19 protein-coding genes are annotated in these 23,117 nt (G+C 56.4%); 7 read left to right on the top strand and 12 right to left on the bottom strand.

The genetic code is table 11. The annotated features are described in order from the left end of the window. Nucleotides 1-26: 26 nt before the first annotated feature. The 3 genes from dpp5 to lpdA all read left to right on the top strand — a co-directional run bounded on the left by dpp5 (nucleotide 27) and on the right by lpdA (nucleotide 5,257). Nucleotides 27-2,075 (top strand): dipeptidyl-peptidase Dpp5, encoded by a 2,049-nt coding sequence (dpp5, locus tag KO088_RS07600; RefSeq protein WP_215494241.1) that lies wholly within the window; start codon nucleotides 27-29, stop codon nucleotides 2,073-2,075. A 134-nt stretch (nucleotides 2,076-2,209) separates the two neighbouring features. Continuing rightward, on the top strand, nucleotides 2,210-3,874 hold the full coding sequence (locus KO088_RS07595; RefSeq protein WP_215494240.1) for a formate--tetrahydrofolate ligase: 1,665 nt from the start codon (nucleotides 2,210-2,212) through the stop codon (nucleotides 3,872-3,874). A gap of 36 nt (nucleotides 3,875-3,910) precedes the next feature. Continuing rightward, the gene (gene lpdA, locus KO088_RS07590; RefSeq protein WP_215494239.1) at nucleotides 3,911-5,257 is read left to right on the top strand and encodes a dihydrolipoyl dehydrogenase; all 1,347 of its coding nucleotides are present in this window, start codon (nucleotides 3,911-3,913) and stop codon (nucleotides 5,255-5,257) included. A gap of 97 nt (nucleotides 5,258-5,354) precedes the next feature. On the opposite strand, the gene KO088_RS07585 is transcribed toward lpdA, so the two are convergent. Together KO088_RS07585 and KO088_RS07580 are read right to left on the bottom strand one after the other, a co-directional pair. Then, nucleotides 5,355-7,016 carry an alpha-amylase family protein gene (locus tag KO088_RS07585; RefSeq protein ID WP_215494238.1) on the bottom strand — a complete coding sequence of 554 codons (1,662 nt, stop codon included), beginning with the start codon at nucleotides 7,014-7,016 and terminating at the stop codon, nucleotides 5,355-5,357. Between the two features lie 21 nt (nucleotides 7,017-7,037). Continuing rightward, complete coding sequence (locus KO088_RS07580) at nucleotides 7,038-7,850, bottom strand: patatin-like phospholipase family protein (protein WP_251419883.1); 813 nt, start codon at nucleotides 7,848-7,850, stop codon at nucleotides 7,038-7,040. Nucleotides 7,851-8,417: 567 nt separating this feature from the next. Between KO088_RS07580 and KO088_RS07575 the strand changes: the two genes are divergently transcribed. Then, nucleotides 8,418-10,064 carry a diphosphate--fructose-6-phosphate 1-phosphotransferase gene (locus KO088_RS07575; protein ID WP_215494237.1) on the top strand — a complete coding sequence of 549 codons (1,647 nt, stop codon included), beginning with the start codon at nucleotides 8,418-8,420 and terminating at the stop codon, nucleotides 10,062-10,064. Nucleotides 10,065-10,239: 175 nt separating this feature from the next. Beyond that, nucleotides 10,240-10,605 carry a DUF805 domain-containing protein gene (locus KO088_RS07570; protein WP_215494236.1) on the top strand — a complete coding sequence of 122 codons (366 nt, stop codon included), beginning with the start codon at nucleotides 10,240-10,242 and terminating at the stop codon, nucleotides 10,603-10,605. Between the two features lie 108 nt (nucleotides 10,606-10,713). Here the strand turns inward: KO088_RS07570 and dnaJ are convergent, their stop codons facing one another. From dnaJ to KO088_RS07540, 6 genes are all read right to left on the bottom strand, one after another. Next, nucleotides 10,714-11,877, bottom strand: coding sequence for a molecular chaperone DnaJ (dnaJ, locus tag KO088_RS07565; protein WP_215494235.1), 1,164 nt, complete (start codon nucleotides 11,875-11,877; stop codon nucleotides 10,714-10,716). A gap of 18 nt (nucleotides 11,878-11,895) precedes the next feature. Continuing rightward, the gene (locus KO088_RS07560; RefSeq protein WP_215494234.1) at nucleotides 11,896-12,480 is read right to left on the bottom strand and encodes a nucleotide exchange factor GrpE; all 585 of its coding nucleotides are present in this window, start codon (nucleotides 12,478-12,480) and stop codon (nucleotides 11,896-11,898) included. Between the two features lie 292 nt (nucleotides 12,481-12,772). After that, nucleotides 12,773-13,606: a hypothetical protein gene (locus KO088_RS07555; protein WP_215494233.1), complete on the bottom strand. Its 834-nt coding sequence runs from the start codon at nucleotides 13,604-13,606 to the stop codon at nucleotides 12,773-12,775. Nucleotides 13,607-13,635: 29 nt separating this feature from the next. After that, entirely contained in the window at nucleotides 13,636-14,664 is a 1,029-nt protein-coding gene (locus KO088_RS07550; RefSeq protein WP_215494232.1) for an FAD:protein FMN transferase, read from the bottom strand. A 19-nt stretch (nucleotides 14,665-14,683) separates the two neighbouring features. Then, a complete protein-coding gene (locus KO088_RS07545; RefSeq protein WP_215494231.1) occupies nucleotides 14,684-15,637 on the bottom strand; it encodes a glycosyltransferase family 2 protein in 954 nt (317 codons plus the stop codon). A gap of 9 nt (nucleotides 15,638-15,646) precedes the next feature. Then, nucleotides 15,647-16,150, bottom strand: coding sequence for a DUF4199 domain-containing protein (locus tag KO088_RS07540; RefSeq protein WP_188808503.1), 504 nt, complete (start codon nucleotides 16,148-16,150; stop codon nucleotides 15,647-15,649). 606 nt (nucleotides 16,151-16,756) lie between these two features. On the opposite strand from KO088_RS07540, the gene KO088_RS07535 reads away from it, so the two are divergent. Together KO088_RS07535 and KO088_RS07530 are read left to right on the top strand one after the other, a co-directional pair. Further along, complete coding sequence (locus tag KO088_RS07535) at nucleotides 16,757-17,578, top strand: hypothetical protein (RefSeq protein WP_215494230.1); 822 nt, start codon at nucleotides 16,757-16,759, stop codon at nucleotides 17,576-17,578. Nucleotides 17,579-17,775: 197 nt separating this feature from the next. Continuing rightward, a complete protein-coding gene (locus KO088_RS07530; protein ID WP_215494229.1) occupies nucleotides 17,776-18,750 on the top strand; it encodes an endonuclease/exonuclease/phosphatase family protein in 975 nt (324 codons plus the stop codon). Between the two features lie 106 nt (nucleotides 18,751-18,856). Here the strand turns inward: KO088_RS07530 and rpsA are convergent, their stop codons facing one another. The 4 genes from rpsA to KO088_RS07510 form a co-directional block, all read right to left on the bottom strand. Continuing rightward, complete coding sequence (gene rpsA / locus KO088_RS07525; protein ID WP_215494228.1) at nucleotides 18,857-20,650, bottom strand: 30S ribosomal protein S1; 1,794 nt, start codon at nucleotides 20,648-20,650, stop codon at nucleotides 18,857-18,859. A gap of 276 nt (nucleotides 20,651-20,926) precedes the next feature. Next, a complete protein-coding gene (locus tag KO088_RS07520; protein WP_215494227.1) occupies nucleotides 20,927-21,415 on the bottom strand; it encodes a hypothetical protein in 489 nt (162 codons plus the stop codon). A 72-nt stretch (nucleotides 21,416-21,487) separates the two neighbouring features. Continuing rightward, complete coding sequence (locus KO088_RS07515; protein WP_060934957.1) at nucleotides 21,488-22,060, bottom strand: hypothetical protein; 573 nt, start codon at nucleotides 22,058-22,060, stop codon at nucleotides 21,488-21,490. Nucleotides 22,061-22,569: 509 nt separating this feature from the next. Then, entirely contained in the window at nucleotides 22,570-23,055 is a 486-nt protein-coding gene (locus KO088_RS07510; protein ID WP_215494226.1) for a ferritin, read from the bottom strand. Between the last annotated feature and the right edge of the window lie 62 nt (nucleotides 23,056-23,117).

Raw genomic sequence — 23,117 nt, 5'->3', positions numbered from 1 at the left:
CATACATATACAATACGCATATCGCTATGAAGATCAAGAAGCACATCACCGCTCTTGCTACGGCAGCAGCCCTCTCAGCTACCCTGCCTGCTGTGGCTCAGCAGTCGCAGCACATGACGCCCGAGACGATGCTTTCGCTCGCTCGTGTCGGTGCCTCCGCCCTCTCTCCCGACGGCAAGACGGTCGTCTACAGCGTGGGCTTCCCCAGCATCAAGGATAATAAGATCCGCACCGAGCTCTTCACCATCTCCTCCGATGGCAGCGCACGTCGCCAGATCACCCAGGGTGTCGCTGGCGTGCATGGCGCTCGCTGGATCCAGCAGGGCCGTCGTATCAGCTACATCTCCTCTGAGAGTGGCGCTCCTCAGGTCTGGACGATGGCAGCCGATGGTACGGACCGTCGTCAGGTGACCAATATCGAGGGTGGGCTCTCGGACTACCTCTTCTCGCCCGATGAGAAGCAGCTGGCCTATATCAAGGAGATTTCCTTCGGGAAGAGTACTAAGGAGATTTACCCCGACCTACCTAAGGCTACGGGTCGTATCGTCACCGATCTGATGTACAAGCATTGGGACGAATGGGTAGAGACGATCCCCCATATCTTCATCGCTCCCGTAGGAGGCGAAGCGATCACGGGCGGTAAGGATATCCTCGAGGGTGAGCCTTACGAAGCTCCTACGAAGCCCTTTGGCGGGGCAGAGGAACTCTCATGGAGCCCCGATGGTAAGACCTTAGCCTACTCCTCCCGCAAGAAGACGGGCATGGAGTACTCCCTCTCCACCAATACCGATATCTATCTCTACGACCTCGTCTCGGGGCAGACTCGCAATATCACCGAGGGGATGGGTGGCTATGACACGCACCCCCGCTTCTCGCCCGATGGTAAGCGTATCAGCTGGATCAGCATGGAGCGTGACGGCTATGAAGCCGACCTCAAGCGCCTCTTCGTCCAGGATCTGAAGACAGGGCAGAAGACCTTCCTCACCGACGGCTTCGAGTACGATGTCGATGAGCTCCAGTGGGCAGCTAATAGCCAGAGCCTCTTCTTCCTCTCGACGAAGCATGCCGAAGCCCAGCTCTGGGAGATCGCGCTCAAGAGTCGTAAGATCCGCCAGATCACCACGGGTATGCACGACTACACCTCTCTGGATGTACAGGGTGGTAAGATCCTCGCTGGTCGTCAGAGCTACATCGAGCCCACGGATCTCTACCTCGTAGACGTTAAGACGGGTGCAGCGAAGCAGCTCACAGCAGAGAATAAGTCTACGCTCGACGGCCTCGCTCCTATCTCGGTAGAGAAGCGCTGGGTCAAGACGACCGACGGGGGCAACATGCTTGTCTGGGTCGTCCTCCCACCGAACTTCGACAAGACGAAGAAGTACCCTGCACTGCTCTTCTGTCAGGGTGGCCCACAGAGCCCCGTCAGTCAGTTCTTCTCCTACCGCTGGAATATGCGCCTCATGGCTGAGCAAGGCTATATCGTCATCGCTCCCAATCGCCACGGTGTCCCCAGCTTCGGTAAGGCATGGAACGAGCAGATCAGTGGTGACTACTCGGGGCAGAATATCCAAGACTACCTCACCGCAGTTGATGAGCTGAAGAAGGAGCCTTGGGTCGATAGCGAGCGCCTCGGTTGCGTCGGGGCCAGCTACGGTGGCTACTCCGTCTTCTATCTGGCAGGCGTGCACCAGAAGCGCTTCAAGGCCTTCATCGCCCACGCTGGTATCTTCAACCTCGAGATGCAGTACATGACTACCGAGGAGATGTGGTTCGCCAACTGGGATATGGGCGGTGCTCCCTGGGAGAAGGACAATGCAGTCGCTCAGCGTACCTTCGCTAACTCCCCCCACAAGCTCGTAGCTAACTGGGATACACCGATACTGGTCATCCACGGCGAGCGCGACTACCGCATCCTCGCAGGCCAAGGTATGGCGGCCTTCAATGCGGCTAAGCTCCGCGGCATCCCTGCCGAGCTCCTCATCTACCCCGATGAGAACCACTGGATCCTCCGCCCGCAGAACGCCCTGCTCTGGCAGCGTACCTTCTTCGGCTGGCTTGATAAGTTCCTCAAGTAACCTCTATATGTCCGTGCGAAAGAACTGTTAGTCCCCTCTACAGTCCTTTCGCACGGCTTGCTTTCACCCCATCTCTCTCCCGAATAGGAAGCTCTTTTACCCACATCATTGACCCACTAACTCTCTTTCTGGTAATGAAGACTGACATTGAAATCGCCCGCTCGATAGCCCTCGAGCCGATCGAAAAGATAGCTGCCAAGGTGGCTATCCCCACCGACCACCTGGAGCACTACGGCAAGTACCTCGCCAAGGTAGATCTCTCCGAGCTCCAAGCTGGTCATAAGCCTGGCAAGCTCATCCTCGTCACCGCCATCACCGCTACGAAGGCTGGTATCGGCAAGACGACGGTCTCTATCGGCCTCGCTCTCGGTATGAACCGCCTCGGTCATAAGGCGGTCGTCGCACTGCGTGAGCCCTCTCTAGGCCCTTGCTTCGGTATGAAGGGCGGTGCTGCTGGTGGTGGCTACGCTCAGGTCCTTCCTATGGAGAAGATCAACCTGCACTTCACCGGTGACTTCCACGCCATCACCTCTGCGCACAATATGATCACTGCGCTCCTGGACAACTACATCTACCAGAACCGCAATACGGACAAGGGTCTCAGCGAAGTCCTCTGGAAGCGTGTCCTCGACGTCAACGACCGTTCTCTGCGCTCCATCGTCACGGGCCTCGGTGGTCAGGTCAATGGTATCCCAGCCGAATCGGGCTTCGACATCACGCCTGCCTCGGAGATCATGGCGATCCTCTGTCTGTCGACTTCACTCGAAGACCTGCGTCGCCGTATCGAGAATATCCTCCTCGGCTATACGAAGCAGGGGGAGCCCTTTACCGTGCGTGACCTCGGGGTAGCGGGTGCGATCACCGTCCTCCTCCTCGACGCTATCAAGCCCAATCTGGCGCAGACGACCGAGCATACCCCTGCCTTCATCCACGGCGGCCCGTTTGCGAACATCGCCCACGGCTGCAACTCGATCCTCGCCACCCGCATGGCGCTGGCGCACTCCGACTACACGATCACGGAGGCTGGCTTCGGTGCGGATCTCGGCGCAGAGAAGTTCTACAACATCAAGTGCCGCACGGCAGGCCTCCAGCCTGCGCTCACCGTCCTCGTGGCTACCCTCGGCGGGCTGAAGATGCACGGTGGTGTCGATGAGAAGGATCTCAAGACGCAGAATATCGAGGGCGTCCGCCATGGGCTGGCTAACCTCGACCGCCATATCGAGAACCTCAAGAGCTTCGGGCAGACGGTCGTCGTAGCCTTCAACCGCTTCGCTACCGATACGGAGGAGGAGATCGCACTGGTGCGTGAGCATTGCCACGCCGCTGGTGTGGGCTTCGCTGTCAACACGGCCTTCGGCGAAGGTGGTGCTGGTGCGGAAGAGCTCGCTCGCCTCGTCGTCGAGACCATCGAGCAGAAGCCCTCGCAGCCCCTGCAGTTCACCTATCCCCTCACCGCCTCTATCGAGGAGAAGGCTACGGCTATCGCTCAGCGCATCTACGGTGCACGCTCCATCCACTTCTCGGCAAAGGCACAGCGCCAGCTCGAGCGTATCGAGCGCCACGGCTGGTCGAAGTTCCCCGTCTGTATCGCCAAGACGCAGTACTCCTTCAGCGACGATCCCACGGCCTATGGTAGCGTGCGTGACTTCGACCTCGAGGTGCGCGACGTCGTCATCAACACGGGTGCTGAGATGATCGTCCTCGTCCTCGGCGCTCTGGTGCGTATGCCCGGTCTGCCCCGCGTCCCCCAAGCAGAAAAGATAGACTTCATCGATGGACACATCGAGGATCTTAGCTAATAATACCTATATAACTCACTCACTACACTCAAATTCATGAACTACGATGTAGCTATCATCGGTGCTGGCCCCGGCGGTACCGATGCTGCAGAGCATGCAGCAGCCCACGGCCTCCGCGTCGTCATCTTCGAGAAGAATAAGCTCGGTGGTGTCTGTCTCAACGAAGGTTGCGTACCTACGAAGGCGCTCCTGCACTCAGCTCACCTCCTCTCCGAAGCCCTCGATGGCAAGAAATATGGTCTTACGATCCCTGAAGCAGCCTTCGACCTTGGTAAGGTGATGGCACGCAAGACGAAGATCCTCAAGAAGCTCGGTGCGGGTATCCGTATCGGTCTGCAGGGTCACGAGGTGGAGATCGTCACCGAAGAGGCTCGTCTCACGGGGCGCGGTGATGAGGGCTTCACCATCGCTGCAGGCGAGGCGACCTATACGGCACGCCACGTCATCATCGCTACGGGCTCACGTGCCTTCATCCCACCCATCGATGGGCTGAGCGATGTGCCCTTCTGGACAGCTAAGGAGGCACTTGAGGTCGAGGAACTCCCACAGAGCCTCGTCGTCCTCGGTGGCGGGGTCATCGGTATGGAGTTCGTCTCCTTCTTCTCTACGCTCGGCGTGGAGGTCACGGTCGTCGAGATGCTGCCTAAGATCCTCGGACCTATGGACGAAGAGCTCTCTGGGGAGCTGCAGAAGGCCTTCGAGAAGCGCAAGGTGAAGTTCCACCTCTCCACGAAGGTCACTGCAGTGCGTGAGGGCAAGGTCATCGCTGAGCATGAGGGCGAGACGCTGGAGATCCCCTTCGACAAGCTGCTGGTCAGCGTCGGCCGTCGTGCTGTGACCGATGGTTTGGGACTGGAGACGGTCGGTGTCGAGCTCCAGCGTGGGGCTGTCGTCGTCGATGAGCACCTCCAGACCTCAGTACCTGGTATCTATGCCGTCGGTGATGTCAATGGCACGTCTATGCTCGCTCACACGGCTGCTCGCGAAGGGCAGGTCGCTGTACACCACATCACCGGCACGGAGGATGTGATGAGCTACCGCGCTATCCCTGGTATCGTCTATACCGATCCCGAGATCGCTGCTGTCGGTCAGACGGAGCAGGAGCTGCGTACGGCTGGCATCGACTATGAGGTGCATCGTGTGCCGATGACGCTCTCTGGTCGCTTCATCATCGAGAACGAGCAGGGCAATGGCTTCTGCAAGCTCCTCACGGACAAGGAGGGGGTCATCCTCGGTGCGCACCTCTTCGGTAATGGCTCTTCGGAGATCCTGGTGCCTGCGATTATGGCTGTCGAGCAGCGTATGAAGCTCTCTGAGCTGTCTCGCATCGTCTTCCCACACCCCACGGTCTGCGAGATCGTCCGCTCGGCTACCCTGCACTAAGGGAAGCTACTCCCCATAATAAGCCCGCCGGCTACGCTCCACGAAGGAGGGTAGCCGGCGGGTCTTTTTATGCTGATATGTGTGGGGGCGCTTTGCTTTATACCGCTGTGAGGCGGAGGATCTGCAGGCCGTGGGGAGCGAGGCTCAGGCGAAGGGGAGCCAGCGTGGTGAGGCAGAGGAAGTCCACTGCACCCGTGAGCAGGTCTGTGGCACGGAAGGCTGTGCCCTCGGTGATGCCCGTAGCGGCGAAGAATTCGGCGGGTAGGGGGAGGGCGACGTCAGCCTGCTCACTGGAGAAGTTCGCCAGCACGAGGTAGAGCCCTTCCTCCGAAGCGCGGGCGAAGGCGAGGACACGCTCTCTGCCAGAGCCCTCGGCACGCAGGCCGTAGTAGCTCCCTTGGCTGATGATGGGGTCGGTGTAGCAGGAAGCGAGGCGCTGGTAGTCGCCGAGTAGGCTGGCCTCTTCGTCCGTCAGCTGGGCGGGGGTGTAGCCACCAGCCTGCAGGCGCTGGAGCTTGTCGAGGCTCCAGTAGTCGAAGATCGTCGTGCGGCCATCACGCCCGCTGAAGCCCTCGCTGTCCATGCCCTGCTCACCCAGCTCCTGACCGAAGTAGAGGAGTAGGGGATTGCCACCACTTAGGGCTGCGACAGCCGTAGCGAGGAAGCCCTGACGGGGTGAGGCGAAGACAAAGTCCGAGGCGAGGCGCTGCTCGTCATGGTTCTCCGTGAAGTAGCACATCGCTGATTGCTCGCCACCGACGGCATCACGCACACCGGTGAAGTCTGCTGCGTCCCGTGCGCCCTTGCCGAGAGCGATGAGGAAGTCATAGACACCGACCTTGTCATAGAGGTAGTCGAAGCCTGCATGCAGGTACTCGTCGTAGCGGTGGGGCTGGTAGATCTCTGCGAGGAAGAGCGTCTTGGGGTACTGCTCACGCACCGAGGGGATCGCCCAAGCCCAGAAGGCGGGTGGGACAAGCTCGGTCATATCGCAGCGGAAGCCATCGACACCACGTGCTGCCCAGTAGCAGAGGATGTCACGCATCTTCACCCACGTATCGGGTATGGGGTCGGCATGCAGGCCACTTCCCCCGCAGTAGTCCACCCCGTAGTTGAGCTTCACCGTCTCGTACCAGTCCGTGATGCTGGGGTAGGGGCTGAAGCAGTCGTTGCCCGTAGCGCGTGCGGGGCACTCGGTGTATGGGGATGACTCTGTGGATAAGGGTAGGATAAGTGAGGTGTCGGGGAGGTAGTAGAAGTTGTTGCGCGGGGAGAACGCCAGCTGTACATCGTCCGTAGCACCGAGGTCTGCGACGCCCTCAGGGCACGCATCGGAGTGATAGGTGCGGGCGACGTGGTTGGGGATAAAGTCCATCAAGACCTGTAGCCCAGCCTGATGGGTACGCTTGATGAGGGCATCCAGCTCTGCCTGTCGCGTGTAGGGATCTTCGGCGAGGTCGGGGTCGACGTCGTAGTAGTCCTTGACGGCATAGGGCGAGCCTGCCTGCCCCTTCACCGTGTCGGGGTGGTCGGGACGGATGCCTTGGGCGCTGTAGTCGGTCTTCGTGGCGTGCTCCAGCAGGCCGATATACCAGACGTGGGTAGCCCCGAGGCTGCGGATATAGGCGAGGGCTTCTGGCGTGAAGTCACGGAGCTTCCCCGAGCCGTTCTCGGAGAGTGTGCCATGGGGCTGGCGGGTCGCATTCTTATTCCCCCAGAGTCGAGTGAGGGCGGAGTAGATGACGATCTTCTGCTGCATAGGTATGGGTAGGTGGCGGGGCTAAGGCTTCTTTGCGTCCTTCTTCTTTTTGACCAGTGGTGCGAGCTCGGACTTGGCCAGCTCGTAGCCTATCTTCATCAGCTGCTCGGAAGCGCTGACCTCGAACATCCCGAACTTTGTGACCTCGCTCGTCTCAAGGAGGTAGTCGCAGGCCGCACAGTCAGGGGTGGTATTCTGGCGGAAGATTAGTTCCCATGCACGGTTAGCGATGTCCTTTATATTCATGGGGATTTCTGCGCTCTGCACGGGGCCGAGGTTCATACCGATGACCTCCTCGCAGTCCTCGCGGATGGCCGTGACGGGGAAGTTGCGGAAGAGCCCGCCGTCGACGTAGGTGTGACCGTCGATTTCTACAGGGCAGAAGAGGATGGGGATGCTTGATGAAGCTAGGATAATCTTCGCCAAGGGTCCCTCAGTAAAGACGTGTGGTTCTCCTCGGTTTAGGTCGGTGGCTACGATACGCATGGGGGTCGGTAGATCCTCCAGATTGCGGTGGCGGAGGTTCTTCTTAAGCAACTGGAGGAATTTCGTCGTGCTGAAGATCCCGCCCCCCTTGGTGGTGAAGCTGGTCATCTGCATGAAGCCCGTCTGCGAGAGGAGCTGGTGGACCTCCTCAGGCGCATAGCCCGACGCGTAGAAGGCGCCCATGATGGAGCCAGCACTGGTGCCAGCGATGATCTCGGGGCGTAGGCCTACCTCGTCGAGGTACTTCAAGACACCGAGGTGGGCAAAGCCCTTGATGCTGCCGCCACTGAGGGCGATCCCCAGCTGATAGGGGCGGGTGGAGCGGTTGTCTGCCATTGGCTGAGTCATTTATTAGCGCAAAGATACGCCATGCCCCGCATACCTACCCCCTCTCATTTCTCGTGCAGTAGCTTCTGTATCTATAGGGGAGGGGTGGTGTGAAGCTATATTGGTCGGTGGGTGGACCTATATAGGTCGTCGTGTGAAGCTATATAGGTCGCTGAATGAACCTATATAGGTCAGCCCGCAGACCAATATAGGTCGCGAAAGCAACCAGTACTGGTCAGAGCGGCGAGCAGTACTGGTCACTCATAGTAAGTAGTACTGGTCACGAAAGCAACCAGTACTGGTCAGAACGGCGACCAGTACTGGTCAAATTTTGGGGGCTTTGAGGTCTGTGCTCTGGTGACCTCGAGAGACGCTGTAATAGAGGCGCTTGGGAGGGATGGAGAAGGTGGGGTGAGTGGGGTGAAAAAGAGAGGTGGGTGGCAGGTAAATCGCCTTCGCGGGCGGGCGCGCGAGCATCTAAAAGGCCTTTATCTACGGGCAAAAAGGAAAAGTGGAGGCTATTATGAAGAAATTTTAAGATCTTTGTACCGCAAATCCATAGGTTCTATTATACCCAAACAAGCAATAATGATTAAGAGTGCACTCCAGCAGGCTCGTAGCAAGTACAGCCCCAAGCTCCCTAAGGCACTGGAAGGTGGCGTGAAGACCGTCTTCGGTGCAGCTACGCAGAGCGTCAGCGATCAGGAAGCTATCGCCAAGCTTTTCCCTAACACATACGGTCTCCCCAAGCTCACTTTCGAAGCTTCGAGCGAGGCTACCTCTGGCACGCCCATCAATGGCGGTGTCATCCTCTCTGGCGGTCAGGCTCCTGGTGGGCACAACGTCATCGCAGGCCTCTTCGACGGTCTGAAGAAGATCCATCCCGATAGCCGTCTCTATGGCTTCCTCATGGGTCCTGACGGTCTCGTACAGCACAACTATATCGAGCTGACGGCCGACATCATCGACGAGTACCGCAATACCGGCGGCTTCGACATCATCGGCTCTGGCCGTACGAAGCTCGAGGAGACGGCTCAGTTCGACAAGGGCCTCGAGATCCTCAAGAAGCTCGACATCCGTGCGCTGGTCATCATCGGTGGTGACGACTCCAACACCAACGCTGCAGTCCTCGCAGAATACTACAAGAGCATCGGCGCTCCCGTCCAGGTCATTGGCTGCCCCAAGACCATCGACGGTGACCTGAAGAACGAGCAGATCGAGACCTCCTTCGGCTTCGACACCGCTACGAAGGTCTACGCTGAAGTCATCGGTAACATCCAGCGTGACTGTAACTCTGCTCGCAAGTACTGGCACTTCATCAAGCTCATGGGCCGCTCTGCTTCGCACATCGCCCTCGAGTGCGCCCTGCAGGTACAGCCCAACGTCGCTATCATCAGCGAAGAAGTAGAGGCTAAGAACCAGACCCTCGACGACGTAGTCACCTACATCGCTGAGGTCGTAGCCGCTCGTGCTGCTAAGGGTGAGAACTTCGGTACGGTACTGATCCCCGAAGGTCTTATCGAATTCATCCCTGCCTTCAAGGCGCTCATCGCTGAGCTCAACGACTACCTCGCACACCACGAGGCAGAGTTCCGCGCTGTCCCCGCTGACGAGCAGCGTGCCTATGTCGCTGAGCACCTCAGCGCTGCTAACTCAGCTCTCTACGCCAGCCTGCCCGCTACGGTAGCTCGCCAGCTGACGCTCGACCGTGACCCCCACGGCAACGTCCAGGTGTCGCTCATCGAGACGGAAAAGCTCCTGGCTGAGATGGTCGCTACCAAGCTCGCTGCTTGGAAGGAAGAAGGTCGCTTCACGGGTAAGTTCTCTCCCCTCACCCACTTCTTCGGCTACGAAGGCCGCTGCGCTATGCCCTCGAACTTCGATGCTGACTACTGCTACGCCCTCGGTCGTACGGCTGCTTGCCTCATCGCCTCAGGTGTGACGGGCTACATGAGCTCTGTACAGAACCTCACGGCTCCCGCTACTGAGTGGATCGCTGGTGGTATCCCCACGACGATGATGATGAACATGGAGCGTCGTCACGGCGAAATGAAGCCTGTGATCCAGAAGGCTCTCGTAGACCTTCAGGGCAAGCCCTTCGCTTACTTCGCAGCTAACCGCGCTGAGTGGGCTAAGGATACGTGCTTCATCTATCCTGGCCCAATCCAGTTCTACGGTGATCCCGAGCTCTGCGACCAGCCCTCACGTACGCTTGCTCTCGAGCAGGCTAAGTAAGCCCTGAGGCTCGCATCTCTATACAAGGCGTGCCCGCACCTGACCCCATGAGGTCGGTGCGGGCACGCCTTGTATAGAGTGCTGTGGAGTCATCTTTTTGTTACCGTAGATAATATCCGTATCTTTACCTACGTTATAATTACGATATATCAACCCACAAACAACTAAAAGACTCATGCAAGAAAAAGCTATCTTCGAGTATTTCAAGGAAGGTGTAACTCTTAAATACATGGATTTCAGTGGCCGTGCACGCCGCCGTGAATACTGGAGCTATACACTCTGCGCCTTCGTCATTGGCTTCGTAGCTGGCCTCATTGATGGCCTCATCGGTCTGCACAGCGTCCTCTCCCTTATTGTAAGCCTTGCCCTCCTCCTCCCAGGCCTTGCAATCTCTGTACGTCGTCTCCATGACCTGGGTAAGGACTGGAAGTACCTCCTTATTGCTCTTATCCCCTTCGGTGCCTTCTACCTGATCTATCTCTTCGTTCAGGAAGGCGAGCCCGGTGACAACGCCTACGGCCCCAATCCCAAGGGTCTCTAAGTAGGGCACAGACCTCTCCACGAACATACACACAAAGCGAAAGCGAGGCCGCGATCATCTGATGATCGCGGCCTCGCCTATTTATAGAGTTCCCTTTTGTGGTCGGGACTATCGAAGCATCTGACGGTAGTGCTTATCGATCTCCTTGCGGGCTTCGTCCGTAGGCTCGAAGGCGGGTGCGGACATCGTCTCAAGGACGGAGGCATCGGCCTTCTCGTTGAGCTTCGGGATAAAGACATTGACATTCACCAGCAGGTCACCCTTGCCGTAGCCGTTGACCGAAGGGAGCCCCTTGCCTCGCAGACGGAGGACCTTGCCTGGCTGCGTGCCTGCAGCGATGTTCACACGTGCCTTCCCACCGATCGTAGGTACCTCGACGGATCCACCTTGGGCGGCTGTAGGTACGGAGATGAGGAGGTTGTAGATGAGGTCATTGCCGTTGCGGATGAGATTGGGATCCTCTTCTTCCTGGATGACGACCTGCAGGTCACCGGGTATACCACCGCGGGGAGCTGCGTTCCCCTTACCTTGGACGGAGAACTGCATGCCCGCGGCCACCCCAGCAGGGATGCGGAAGGATACGACCTCTTCGCCGATCTGCGTGCCCTTCCCCTTACAGAAGCTACAGGGCTTAGTGATGACCTCACCCGTACCTTCACAGGTGGGGCAGACGGACTGCGTCTGCATCATGCCGAAGATACTGCGCTGAGCGGAGATGACGACGCCAGAGCCGTGACACGTGTCGCACTGCTTCTTGCCGTCCTTCTCCGTGGTACCGTCTCCGTGACAGTGGGAGCAGGCGACTTGCTTCTTCACCTTGAGCTTCTTCTCTACGCCCTTGTCGATCTCCTCGAGGGTGAGGCGGACGCGAGCGCGAAGGTCGGAGCCGCGCAGGACCTGACGGCCACCGCCGCCACCTCCGCCGAAGCCTCCGAAGTCAAAGCCTCCGAAGCCACCACCTCCGAAGAGGTCGCCGAAGCGGCTGAAGATATCTTCCATCGACATGCCTCCGCCGAAGCCACCGCCACCGCTGGCGGCGCTGCTACCGACGCCGGCATGACCGAACTGGTCGTAGCGCTGGCGCTTCTCTGGATCGCTCAGTACGTCATAGGCCTCAGCAAGCTCCTTGAACTTCTCTTCGGCCTCCTTGTCCCCGGGATTCTTGTCGGGGTGATATTTGATGGCGAGCTTGCGGTAGGCCTTCTTCAGCTCTTCGGCCGAAGCGCCCTTAGCTACGCCAAGGACTTCATAGTAATCTCTCTTTTCTGCCATAGATAGTTTCTCCTTTCCTTACTGACCTACGACCACAGAGGAGTGGCGTAGTACCTTGTCGTGGAGCTTGTAGCCCTTCTTGACGCAGTCGATGATCTTACCCTTGAGGCTCTCCTCGGGGGCGGGGAAGGTGGCGATGGCTTCGTGGAGCTCATCGTCGAAGTTCTCGCCCTCGGTGGGGATAGCTGTGACGCCCTGACGGCTGAGGTAGTCCACGAACTTTGAGTAGATCAGGTGCACGCCTTCCTTGAGGGCATCGAGGTCGGTGGCCTTGTCGAGGTTCTGCAGGGCGATTTCGAGGTCATCGACGACGGGCAAGAGGTCGGTGAGGGCCTTCTCGCCACCGCTGCGGATGAGCTCGCTCTTCTCCTTGAGGGTGCGCTTGCGGTAGTTGTCATACTCGGCGACCAGACGCAGGTGCGCGTCCTTGAGCTTGTCGAGCTCGGCCTGAAGCTTGGCTTCGGGCGAAAGTTCTTCGGCTGGGCTCTCGGTCAATTCTTCCTCTTGAGGCTGAGCCTGCTCGTTTGTCTGACAATCTGTCTGCTCTTCTGCGGCTGTCTGCTCGTCGCGCTCCAGCTCTTGATCTTTGATTTCTTCGCTCATATTATTTATTGTTATTTGCTATATATTAGTGGCTTACACCACATAGAGGGGCGGTATAGGCGCTATCATTATCCTCCTGCTCGTGCTATGCCGTGCGGGAGCTATTTACCTTCGTGCAAATATGATACCAATCTCTTGGCAGGCGGGGGGAACCCATTCTATGCGGGCTAAGGAAGCCCCTCTCCTTCGCCCTTTCCGTCCCCTCCCTTCGCCAAGCACCAACCGAAGGAAAATAAAGAGCTCGCCCGTGGACTCCACTCAAGGAATCCACGGGCGAGCTTCTGCTTATCCCTTACTCTGTGACAGGGTCAGATGAGGAGGAATTATCCTCGGACTGTTCTTCCCATTTATCAATTATCAAATCGATGGTAGCTTTAAGGATCTTAGCCTGTTGCTCATTGATCGTATTTCTAATGATTTCAATCTGTTCCTTTGTGATAGACTCTTTCAGAGGCTTACCCTTTTTCCCACGGTTCAACTCACTATAAGTAAGATAACTCTTATAGATCCAAATAGCTTTCGTGCCAATATCATCCTCCTCGAAGGCCTCTAAGGCATCTACAGAGCCTCCTTTAGTTCTAGTTGCGGTAACAAGAATATCTGCCTCCAACGTTTTGAATAAGTTTGTGCTCTCCGTGACAGTCTTCTTATTATCCCCTGCGGTCGATATAACTATTTTCTTGCCTCTGTAACAGAAGGCTATTTGAATATCACCTGTTTCATTTTCTTTCTCTTCTATCAGCTTTAAAAACTCTCGAGAGAGTTTGCGTAGCGCCGTAGCGACTGTATACGGATTCTGGAGCTGAGGCGAGAGCTCGTGCAAAGTCGAGATCTTCTTTTTGTCATCCTCTGGATTAATAAAGTCTAGAATATCCGATATTCTTTTTGGAGTAGCAAAAGTATGAGGCTTCCAGTCTGTCCCGTCGTAGAGGTGTGTATCTTCCTCGAATATACCCTTATCATCCCCTCCGGTTGATATAGCTATTTTCGTATCCTTATCATAGTGGAAGACTACTTGGAAATCGTCTTTCTCTTCTATCAGCTCCAAGAAAATTCGTGAGAGCGTGCGTAGCGTAGTCGTCTTTCCTGTGTCATAAGGCCCGTAAAGGGCAATGATCTTCTTCATATTGAATCGTATTATTAGTGAGTAGTGAATTAGTCGGGGAGGATGAGGCGCTCGAAGCCGGGGGACATCACCGTGCGGAAGCCCGTCTTCTCGTCGCCGAGGATGAGCATGTATTCGACCCCAGGGAAGTTCTGTATCAGTGCGGGGACGTCGGCTGCCGTGCGGGTCATGCAGGCGGTCGCCAGCCCATCAGCGAGCATACATGTGGGGGCGATGATCGTCGCACTCAGCACATCCGTCTGGATGGGATAGCCCGTGTGTGGGTCGATGGTGTGGGCGATCTTCTTGCCATTCACGACCTTGAAGTTGCGGTAGTTGCCCGAGGTCGCCAGCCCGCCAGCGGTACGGGGGAGCTGTACGCGCACCTGGAAGTCATTGATCACGCCCGCAGGATCTGCGATGGGCTTGTCGACGCCGATGACCCAGCTCTCACCTCGTGAGTTGGTGCCCTCGAAGGCAATCTCCCCACCGAGCTCGACGAGGTAGCTCGTCACACCACGGTGCTTGAGCATGCGTGCCACGAGGTCGGAGCAGTAGCCCTTGGAGATGGAGGAGAAGTCCATCTTCATACGGGGGTCCTCCTTGATCATGCGCATGCCGTCGAGGTGGACCTTGTCGAAGCCCACGAAGGCGCGGACGCTGTCGATGGCTTCGGGGGTGACGCTGTCGGTCTTTTTCTTCTCGAAGCCGAAGCCCCAGAGGTTGATGAGTGGGGCGCAGGTCACGTCATAGCTCCCACCTGTGTGGCGCGAGATGACGACGGACTGTAGGAAGACCTCGCGCAGCATCGAGTCCATAAGCTGCGACTCATTGCGGTTGATCGCTGAGATGAGGCTCGTGGAGTCGAAGGGGTTGAGCGAGTGGCTGAAGGCATGGAAGGTCGAGTCGACGGCCTCCGAATAGTCCTTCTGGGCATTGTACTGGATGGAGAAGGTCGTCGTGAAAACCTCCCCCGTGAGCTTGGTGTAGTCGCCTTCGCTACCGCTCCCAGACTTCTGGCACGAGCCGAAGCCGAGGAGAAGGGCAGCAGCCAGCACTACGTGGCGTAGGTGGTGCATAGCGTGTGTGTATGTGGAGTTAGATTTCTTCGTCGATCTTGTAGTCGTTGCGGTCCTGCGACTGACGCGCCAGCAGCTCTGCGACAAAGCCCGAGAGGAAGAGCTGCGTCCCGATGACCATCGCCGTGAGTGCGATGAAGAAGTAGGGGCGGTCCGTGACGAGCGGTGCAGGCGTACCCGTCCAGATATGGAAGAGCTTACTGCACAGGACGACGGCCAGCGCGAGGAAGCCGATGATGAACATCAGGCTCCCACCGAGCCCGAAGAAGTGCATGGGCTTGCGGCCGAAGGTCGAGGTGAACCACAGCGTGATGAGGTCGAGGTAGCCATTGACAAAGCGGTTGAGGCCGAACTTACTCGTGCCGTACTTACGTGCCTGATGCTGTACGACCTTTTCACCGATGCGTGAGAAGCCCGCCACCTTCGCCATGTAGGGGATGTAGCGGTGCATGTCGTTGTAGATCTCGATACTCTTGACGACCTCGGAGCGATAGGCCTTGAGCCCGCAGTTGAAGTCGTGCAGGTTGTCGATGCCCGAGAGCTTACGCGCCGTAGCGTTGAAGAGCTTGGAGGGGAGGTTCTTGCTGAGGACGGGGTCGTAGCGCTTCTGCTTCCAGCCGCTGACCAGATCGTAGCCCTCCTCCTTGACCATGCGGTAGAGGCCAGGGATCTCGTCGGGGCTGTCCTGCAGGTCAGCGTCCATCGTGATGACCACGTCGCCACGGGTGCGGGCGAAGCCGCACTGCAGACCGGGGGACTTCCCATAGTTGCGGCGGAACTTCACGCCACGCACATGGGGGTTCTTCTCGCGAAGCTCCTGGATGATGCGCCAGGAGTCGTCCGTGCTACCATCGTTGATGAAGATGATCTCGTAGGAGAAGCCATGCTCCTCCATCACGCGTCGGATCCATGCCTCGAGCTCGGGCAGGGATTCGGCTTCGTTATATAGGGGTATTACGACAGAGATGTCCATGTATCTATCTTATTTGCGACGTAGGATGAGCCCCGTGATGAGGCCCCAGATTCCGCCCAGGATGATCGTCAGGCAATAGTCCGTCCAGAGCCACTGCCAGAGGGTGATACCCTGCATCTGCAGGATCATCTCACGCATCTGAGCGGTCGCCCCTGGCATCGTGCGCAGGGCTTCTTCCCAAGCCGCCAGGAGCGCAGGCATCGCATAGCGGAAGTAGAAGTACTGGGGGATGAAGGCCAAGATACCGCCGAAGACGTGTAGGAGGACGACGTAGCTGAAGCCTTGACCAGCCTTGAAGGGCCCCGTGGGGTAGAAGTAATCTCGATAAGCTCGGGCACCTCGATAGGCCACGATGGGCACGATGATGACCCCGAAGAAGTAGAGAATCTGCAGGAGGGGTACCTGTAAGCTCAGTATACGGGCGGTATACATCACGACGAGGATGAGCCCGAAGGTCAGGCCGGCACGTGCTGCCGATGGGATGAGGGGGGAGGGATGAGGTGTTGTCGACATCAGTTATCTATTCTTGGGCGCAAAGGTACGACTATTCTCGTGGTTCTCCAGACTTTAGCCCATCCCGCGCGCTCCTGTGGGGTGGGGTGAGGAAGGGCGGGAGGTACGACTTCCTCGCTCGGAGAGTTACGCCTGCTCGTACCTCGCTGGTGGTGTGAGGCAGGGCGGGGTAAAGGTACTTCGATTAGCCCGCTATATTTCAGTGACTTACTTGGGGTGGAGCGTGCACTTATATAGCCCCCTATTTCGACCACTATTGGTTTGCAGTGGAAGTACTATGGGTTCATAGTATGAACCACTATTGGATCGGAATATGAACCTATATTGGTCTGCGGGTGAACCACTATTGGTCCGCATGCGAACCTATAGTGGTCGCGACGTGGATCTATATAGGTCGACTCAGTGACCAATATAGGTCGTCACGCCTCCAGAATCAGAGGAGGAGCAGTGATGTGCGCAAGGAGTGGGGCACAGAGCAGTCTGGTGAATGGCGTATACGCGTATATTTGCATAGATATACTATCTTTGGTACTGAAACACATACACTCTTTCGCCTTAGAAAGATATAATCAGATCAATAACAGTCTAATTAACAGAGTAATATCAATGGAAAAGACTACAGAACAACCTGTGCGAGACAAGAAAAGAAAATGGGCAAGTGATAAGCAAAAGCGCTTTGTCCTGCTCGTTGATATCATGGGATTTAGTGCATTCGTCCAAGAAACACCTTTTGCGGAGGCACGAGAGAAGTTGGAGTGCTTTCGGAGATCCTTGGATAATCGATCAGAGAATCTGCTTAAGGGAGGACACCTAAAACTGGCTTTCTTCTCAGATTCAATTCTGGTTGTTACAGAGAGTGATACTCCTGAGGATCTAAATCGAATATCAAAAGCTGGAGTAGTTCTTATGCAGGAATCATTCAAGAATGGTTTTGCTGTTAAGGGCTGTCTAGCCCATGGAGAGTTCCTCTATGATGCAGACGAAAGTATTTTCTTTGGTTTACCTCTAGTTGATGCTTACCGACTCGGAGATCAGGAGCTAAAATATTACGGAATCATCGTTCATCATACTGCTGAAAAGATGATTCGAGAGCTTAATGAGCCGTTTAAAAAGACCATCAATGGGAAGGAGAAGCAGCAGGGGAACAATGCTTATATTTATAGTAGGGTTCCTCTAAAATCATCAGGGTGGAGTTGTCACTGTCATTTGGCCTGGAATCTATATGATGAAACCTTAAAATTCCCGGTAGACAATACGCCAAAGTGCAAACTTAGTTTGGGAGAAATTGAGCTTACAGTCTCTGGTGCTCCTCGGATTTATGTCGATAATACACGTGATGTCATGAAGGCAGATCAGGAGTTATACAACGACGTAAAAAAGAAGAAGAAAGCAGCTGATCCCATACTGTTCCCTATCAGAGAGGAATAATAGCTAGCTCATAGTTATTAGAGTAGTAGCCCAGTGAGAATCCCTCATTGGGCTACTATTTTTCTGGAAGAATGTTCAATGTGGCTACTTTTTTGAAGGGGATGATGCATCTTAGGAAGGGGGCTGTATGTTGCAGGGCAGTCTGGTGAATGGCGTATATTTGTATAGATACACACTGAATACATGAATCAATCAGCATGAAGCGACTATTCACCCTCGCTCTTAGCCTCGTCGCCGTCCTCGGCGTGCAGGCCCAAGAGCTTCTCGTCGGGACGTACAACGTCCGCTACCAGAATGAATCCGACGCCAAGCAGGGCAATGGCTGGAGCCAGCGCTGCCCCGTCATCTGCGAAATCCTCTCCTACGAAAGCCCTGATATCTTCGGCACGCAGGAGGCGAAGGTCGGGCAGATCCACGACCTTCTGAAAGGGCTCCCCGAATATGACTACATCGGTGTCGCCCGTGATGATGGGCGTGAGGAAGGTGAGTACTCCGCCATCTTCTACCACAAGGGCCGCTTGAAGAAGATCCGCTCGGGTAACTTCTGGCTCAGCGAGACACCCGACCGCCCCGCCCTCGGCTGGGATGCTGCCTGCATCCGTATCTGTACGTGGGGCGAATTTGAAGACCTGCGCAGCCATCAGCGTCTGTACTTCTTTAACCTCCACCTCGACCACGTCGGGCGTCGGGCGCGTATGGAGTCCGCTCGCCTCGTGATGAGTCGTATCCGCAGTCTCGTGCCCACGGGTGCCTCTCACATCCTCACGGGAGACTTCAATGTCGACCAGACCGATGAGGTCTATGGCCTACTGACCTCAACAGCCCTCCTGCGTGACTCGTATGCTATCGCCGAGCGTAAGCTGGCACCCAACGGGACGTTCAATGCCTTCGACACCGAGTTGAAGACGCCGAGCCGTATCGACCATATCTTCGTCTCTCCTGACTACCGTGTCTTGCGCTATGCCGTGCGTACCGATAGCTACTGGACGGAGCGTGAGGACGCTACCGAAGAGGGGAGTAGCCAAGCTCCCGCCGAGGTGCGCCTGAAGAAGCACGTGCGTCGCGCTCCCTCCGACCACTATCCCGTCTTTGCTCGCCTGAGCTATGACAAGGATGCCGAGTGTGGCACTGCCCATATCTCCCGCAAGCGCACTGCGCCTCAGAAGCGATAGGCCTAAGCGCCCAACGATATAAAGAAGACGCCCCGCCTTCCACAGTGGAAGACGGGGCGTCCGTTGTTTTGCACCTACCTCACGGGTAGGCTATGCGAAGCGTCTCTTAGGAGAGCTTTTCCTTGAGGGCAGCCAGTGCATCGAGGTCACCGAGGGTAGCCTTCTCCGTAGCAGCATTGGTAGCAGCGACGGCAGCAGAAGCATCCTGGTGGCGAGCCTGACGCTCAGCGCGCTCTGCACGCTCGCTTGCACGAGCTTCAGCCTTAGCTTCGTCTTCGAAGGTACGGCTGTGAGAGACGATGATGCGGCGAGAATCCTTGTTGAATTCGATAACCTTGAAGGGGAGCGTTTCGCCCTTGACAGCCTGCGTACCATCGGCCTTGACCAGGTGCTTAGGCGTAGCGAATGCTTCGATACCTTCGGGGAGCGAGATGACAGCGCCCTTCTCTACGAATTCGCGGATCGTACCTTCGTGGATCGTACCTACGCGGTAGTCAGCTTCGAAGGCGTTCCAGGGGTTCTCTTCAAGCTGCTTGTGGCCGAGAGAGAGACGACGGTTTTCCTTGTCGATTTCGAGGACGACGATCTCCAGAGGAGCACCGACTTCCGTGAACTCGTTGGGGTGCTTGATCTTCTTCGTCCAAGAGAGGTCGGAGATGTGTACAAGACCATCGATACCTTCTTCGATCTCTACGAAGACACCGAAGTTGGTGAAGTTGCGGACCTTAGCCGTGTGGCGAGAGCCGATGGGGAAGCGCTTGTCGATGTTTTCCCATGGATCTTCCTTGAGCTGCTTAAGACCGAGGCTCATCTTACGCTCTTCGCGGTCGAGAGAGAGGATGACAGCTTCGACTTCGTCGCCGACCTTCAGGAGTTCCTGAGCCGAGCGGACGTGCTGCGTCCAAGACATTTCAGAGATGTGGACGAGACCTTCTACGCCAGGAGCAACTTCGATGAATGCACCGTAGTCAGCGAGGACAACGACCTTACCCTTGATCTTGTCGCCCACCTTGAGGTTAGCGTCGAGGCTATCCCAGGGATGTGGCTGGAGCTGCTTGATACCAAGAGCGATGCGCTTCTTAGCTTCGTCGAACTCGAGGATAACGACGTTGAGCTTCTGGTCGAGGCTAACAACTTCGCTGGGGTGAGATACACGGCCCCAAGAGAGGTCGGTGATGTGGACGAGACCATCGATACCACCGAGGTCGATGAAGGCACCGTAAGAAGTGATGTTCTTGACGACCCCTTCGAGGACCTGACCCTTCTCGAGCTTGCTGATGATCTCAGCCTTCTGAGCTTCGAGTTCAGCTTCGATGAGAACCTTATGCGATACGACGACGTTCTTGAAGTCCTGGTTGATCTTGACGATCTTGAACTCCATGGTCTTGTCGACATAAGCATCGTAGTCGCGGATAGGACGGACGTCGATCTGTGAGCCGGGGAGGAAGGCCTCGATACCGAAGATATCGACGATCATACCACCCTTCGTGCGGCACTTGACGTAGCCACGTACCACTTCGTCCTTCTCGAGGGCTTCGTTGATACGATCCCATGAGCGAGCGACGCGTGCCTGACGGTGTGAGAGGACGAGCTGTCCCTTCTTGTCTTCCTGTGATTCGATGAAGACCTCGACCTTGTCGCCTACCTGGAGGTCAGGGTTGTAGCGGAACTCAGCTGAGTTGATCGCACCTTCGCTCTTGAAGCCGATGTTGACGAGTACTTCGCGCTTACCAATCTTGGTAACCGTACCGATGACGATCTCCTGATCCTTAACGTTGTTCAGGGTGCCATCATAAGCGGCTTCCTGCTCCTGACGAGAAGCAGAGCACGCTACCTCTCCCTTCTCAAACTCATCCCAGTTGAAGTCCGCGATGGGCTTGATCTCTTTCAAATTTTCCATTTGTTAAACTTACTATGAATTACACACGAGTGCTTCTGCTGGTGCATAGCACATGACTTGTGACCCAGCAAAGTGGACATCAAGCGATGCACTACCCCCGCAAAAGTCAGCGCAAATGTACGAAAAAGTCACGTACTTATCCCCCACTGTCACTGTCTTTTTTCATACACTCTGCGACTGCCCCACCGAGAGCCGGCTGTATAGATGCACGCAGCCCCGCTCCCGAAGGCTCGGAAGCGGGGCTGCGCATGCCCTATTTCGTAGGGAATAAGGAGGTTAGTTAGCTTCCTCGAGGCGTACAGGTGCGAGGAAGTCACGCGATACGATGATCGCGGTGAAGGGGCGTATCTCAGCGGTCTTCATGTCTTCGCCACGCTGCACCTTGTAGGTGAGGACGAGGTTGCCCTCAGAGTCCTTCTTCAGGCGTACGGGGAGGATCTCCGTGGAGATCGTCGTAGCGGGGAGGACGACGGGGATGACGAACTCACGCTGCCAGTCGATCTCGGTGGGCTTGTCCGCCATAGTCGTAGCCATACCGAGGTGGCGATTCAGCTCCTCTTCGCTTGTGAGCGTCGCAGGGAGCGAGTCTTCGGCAGCGAAGTAGTTCTTCGCGATGTGGTAGGGGAGGCTGTCGGGGTTCGCGACGACGCTGGCAGAGGGCTGAGTGGTGCTATCCTGTGCGGACTGCTCACTCTGTCCACTACTGCAAGCAGTCAGGGCGGAGAGGCTTAGTGCTAAGCCAAGGAGGATCTTATTTGCTTTCATAATGATCGTGCTACTCTATATAAGCGAAACGATCAAAGATAGAGCTTTCATATCAAGTCCTTCCCCAGCCGTCTACAGCTTGATGCCGATCCCGATGTCGCCGTAGGGGGCGAAGTACTCGCTGCCTTGGCTCCCGAGGAAGGGGCTGCTATAGCGTCCGCCGATCTCGATCTTGGCGTAGATGACATCGCCGAGGACGGACACAAGGCCGAGGCCTGCCTTTGCTCCGTAGCGATAGCGCCACGGACCGCGGTAGAGGCGGTTGAAGACGACGCCTGCGGTGCGCGTCTGCACGTCACCACCTGCCACGACATAGAGCCCGCTATTGATTTCTTCTTGGCTCTTCTCCCGCCCTGTGTACCAGCGAAGCTCAATGCCCGCCGTGGGGAGGAGCATCGGGAAGGTGTACTCGAGGGGAGCACTATTCTCCTTGTCGAGGAAGCCGACGGGGTTGGTGTGGAGCTCGTAGCCGACGTGTGCGCTCGCCACCAGTCCCAGTGGTAGGGCTTGGTGGTAGGCTAAGCGGCTATGTAGGCCGAGCTCGACGACGGTGGCGGAGTGTACGCGGTCTTCGTTCTGCGCAGCGGCTCGCTGGCTGACCCCGAGGCAAGCGAGGAGGATAAGAGAGAGTAATGTCTTTTTCATGGCTGCAAATATAGGCGAAATAGCCTTAGTACTGCGGGTCGGGTAGGTCTTCCGCAAGGATCCCATATATAGGTATATGGGTACGTGGGTAAAGCTATATAGCTTTGGACTGATCCCTATACAGCTTTGTGAAGTGACCAATATTTAGGTTGTTGCTCCGCGTAGGGATAAAAGTTGTGGACGAGTGGTAGATAAGTTTGGACTACGTACGTGGATCTAATATCTACGTACGTAGACTTTAGGGTTTTCGTGCCTGGTCTTTAAGACTACGTGCGTAGACAGAGGAAAACCACTACGTGAAGGCGCTTTTTTCTTCGCAGGAAGGACACTTTTCGCTCCGCTGGATAAGAGGAATACGCGCGATAAAGCGAAGGGCTTGCGTACCTCTTCGGAGAGGCATATTGGGGAGCTTTTTACACCTCTGAGCGGTCGCTGTATAAAGCAGACGAGCCGCCAAGTACCCTGAGCGGGTGACTTGGCGGCTCGTCGTTTGGGGGGAGACGAAGGGATTACTGGCGTGCTGCGAGCTCCTTGTCGAGGAAGAGGATAGCGGCACCCTCAGCCATGCGGACGCGGTCGATGAGGTTTGTAGCGTTAGCTTCTTCTTCGACCTGCTCGCGGATGTACTTCCAGAAGAAGTCCTGCGAAGGCATATCCTTCTCTTCAGAAGCGATGCGCACGAGGTTTTCAATCTTCTCGGAGACGAGGCATTCGTGCTGGTAAGCCTTTCCGGCGATCTCCAGGGGAGAGTTGAACTCCGTCTCTACTGCAGCGACAGCCTTGATCTCGACCTTGCCACCGCGCGTGAGGACGTAGCGCATCATGTCTTCAGCGTGAGTCAGCTCCTCCTTGTACTGCATATAGTACCAGTGAGCGAAGCCGTCGAGGCCCTGCTGAGCGAAGTAGGCGGACATAGAGAGGTAGGTGTTCGCGGAGAACATCTCGAAGTTGATCTGCTCATTGATAGCAGCCTGCATTCTTTCTGAGAATTTCATTGTCTTGTTTATGTAGAAGTGATAATAGTAAATAGCGGGTCTTGCGTCTTGTCTGTATGGGG

The organism is Porphyromonas bobii, assembly GCF_943169685.1.
GTDB lineage: Bacteria > Bacteroidota > Bacteroidia > Bacteroidales > Porphyromonadaceae > Porphyromonas > Porphyromonas pasteri.
Note: the sequence above shows the minus strand (reverse complement) of the source record. Positions and strands in the feature narration are given on the sequence as shown.

Bases quoted from the DNA above. Each gene is read 5' to 3' on its own strand.
- dpp5 (WP_215494241.1), top strand. From the start codon at position 27: ATGAAGATCAAGAAGCACATCACCGCTCTTGCTACGGCAGCAGCCCTC.
- KO088_RS07595 (WP_215494240.1), top strand. From the start codon at position 2,210: ATGAAGACTGACATTGAAATCGCCCGCTCGATAGCCCTCGAGCCGATC.
- lpdA (WP_215494239.1), top strand. From the start codon at position 3,911: ATGAACTACGATGTAGCTATCATCGGTGCTGGCCCCGGCGGTACCGAT.
- KO088_RS07585 (WP_215494238.1), bottom strand. From the start codon at position 7,016: ATGCAGCAGAAGATCGTCATCTACTCCGCCCTCACTCGACTCTGGGGG.
- KO088_RS07580 (WP_251419883.1), bottom strand. From the start codon at position 7,850: ATGACTCAGCCAATGGCAGACAACCGCTCCACCCGCCCCTATCAGCTG.
- KO088_RS07575 (WP_215494237.1), top strand. From the start codon at position 8,418: ATGATTAAGAGTGCACTCCAGCAGGCTCGTAGCAAGTACAGCCCCAAG.
- KO088_RS07570 (WP_215494236.1), top strand. From the start codon at position 10,240: ATGCAAGAAAAAGCTATCTTCGAGTATTTCAAGGAAGGTGTAACTCTT.
- dnaJ (WP_215494235.1), bottom strand. From the start codon at position 11,877: ATGGCAGAAAAGAGAGATTACTATGAAGTCCTTGGCGTAGCTAAGGGC.
- KO088_RS07560 (WP_215494234.1), bottom strand. From the start codon at position 12,480: ATGAGCGAAGAAATCAAAGATCAAGAGCTGGAGCGCGACGAGCAGACA.
- KO088_RS07555 (WP_215494233.1), bottom strand. From the start codon at position 13,606: ATGAAGAAGATCATTGCCCTTTACGGGCCTTATGACACAGGAAAGACG.
- KO088_RS07550 (WP_215494232.1), bottom strand. From the start codon at position 14,664: ATGCACCACCTACGCCACGTAGTGCTGGCTGCTGCCCTTCTCCTCGGC.
- KO088_RS07545 (WP_215494231.1), bottom strand. From the start codon at position 15,637: ATGGACATCTCTGTCGTAATACCCCTATATAACGAAGCCGAATCCCTG.
- KO088_RS07540 (WP_188808503.1), bottom strand. From the start codon at position 16,150: ATGTCGACAACACCTCATCCCTCCCCCCTCATCCCATCGGCAGCACGT.
- KO088_RS07535 (WP_215494230.1), top strand. From the start codon at position 16,757: ATGGAAAAGACTACAGAACAACCTGTGCGAGACAAGAAAAGAAAATGG.
- KO088_RS07530 (WP_215494229.1), top strand. From the start codon at position 17,776: ATGAAGCGACTATTCACCCTCGCTCTTAGCCTCGTCGCCGTCCTCGGC.
- rpsA (WP_215494228.1), bottom strand. From the start codon at position 20,650: ATGGAAAATTTGAAAGAGATCAAGCCCATCGCGGACTTCAACTGGGAT.
- KO088_RS07520 (WP_215494227.1), bottom strand. From the start codon at position 21,415: ATGAAAGCAAATAAGATCCTCCTTGGCTTAGCACTAAGCCTCTCCGCC.
- KO088_RS07515 (WP_060934957.1), bottom strand. From the start codon at position 22,060: ATGAAAAAGACATTACTCTCTCTTATCCTCCTCGCTTGCCTCGGGGTC.
- KO088_RS07510 (WP_215494226.1), bottom strand. From the start codon at position 23,055: ATGAAATTCTCAGAAAGAATGCAGGCTGCTATCAATGAGCAGATCAAC.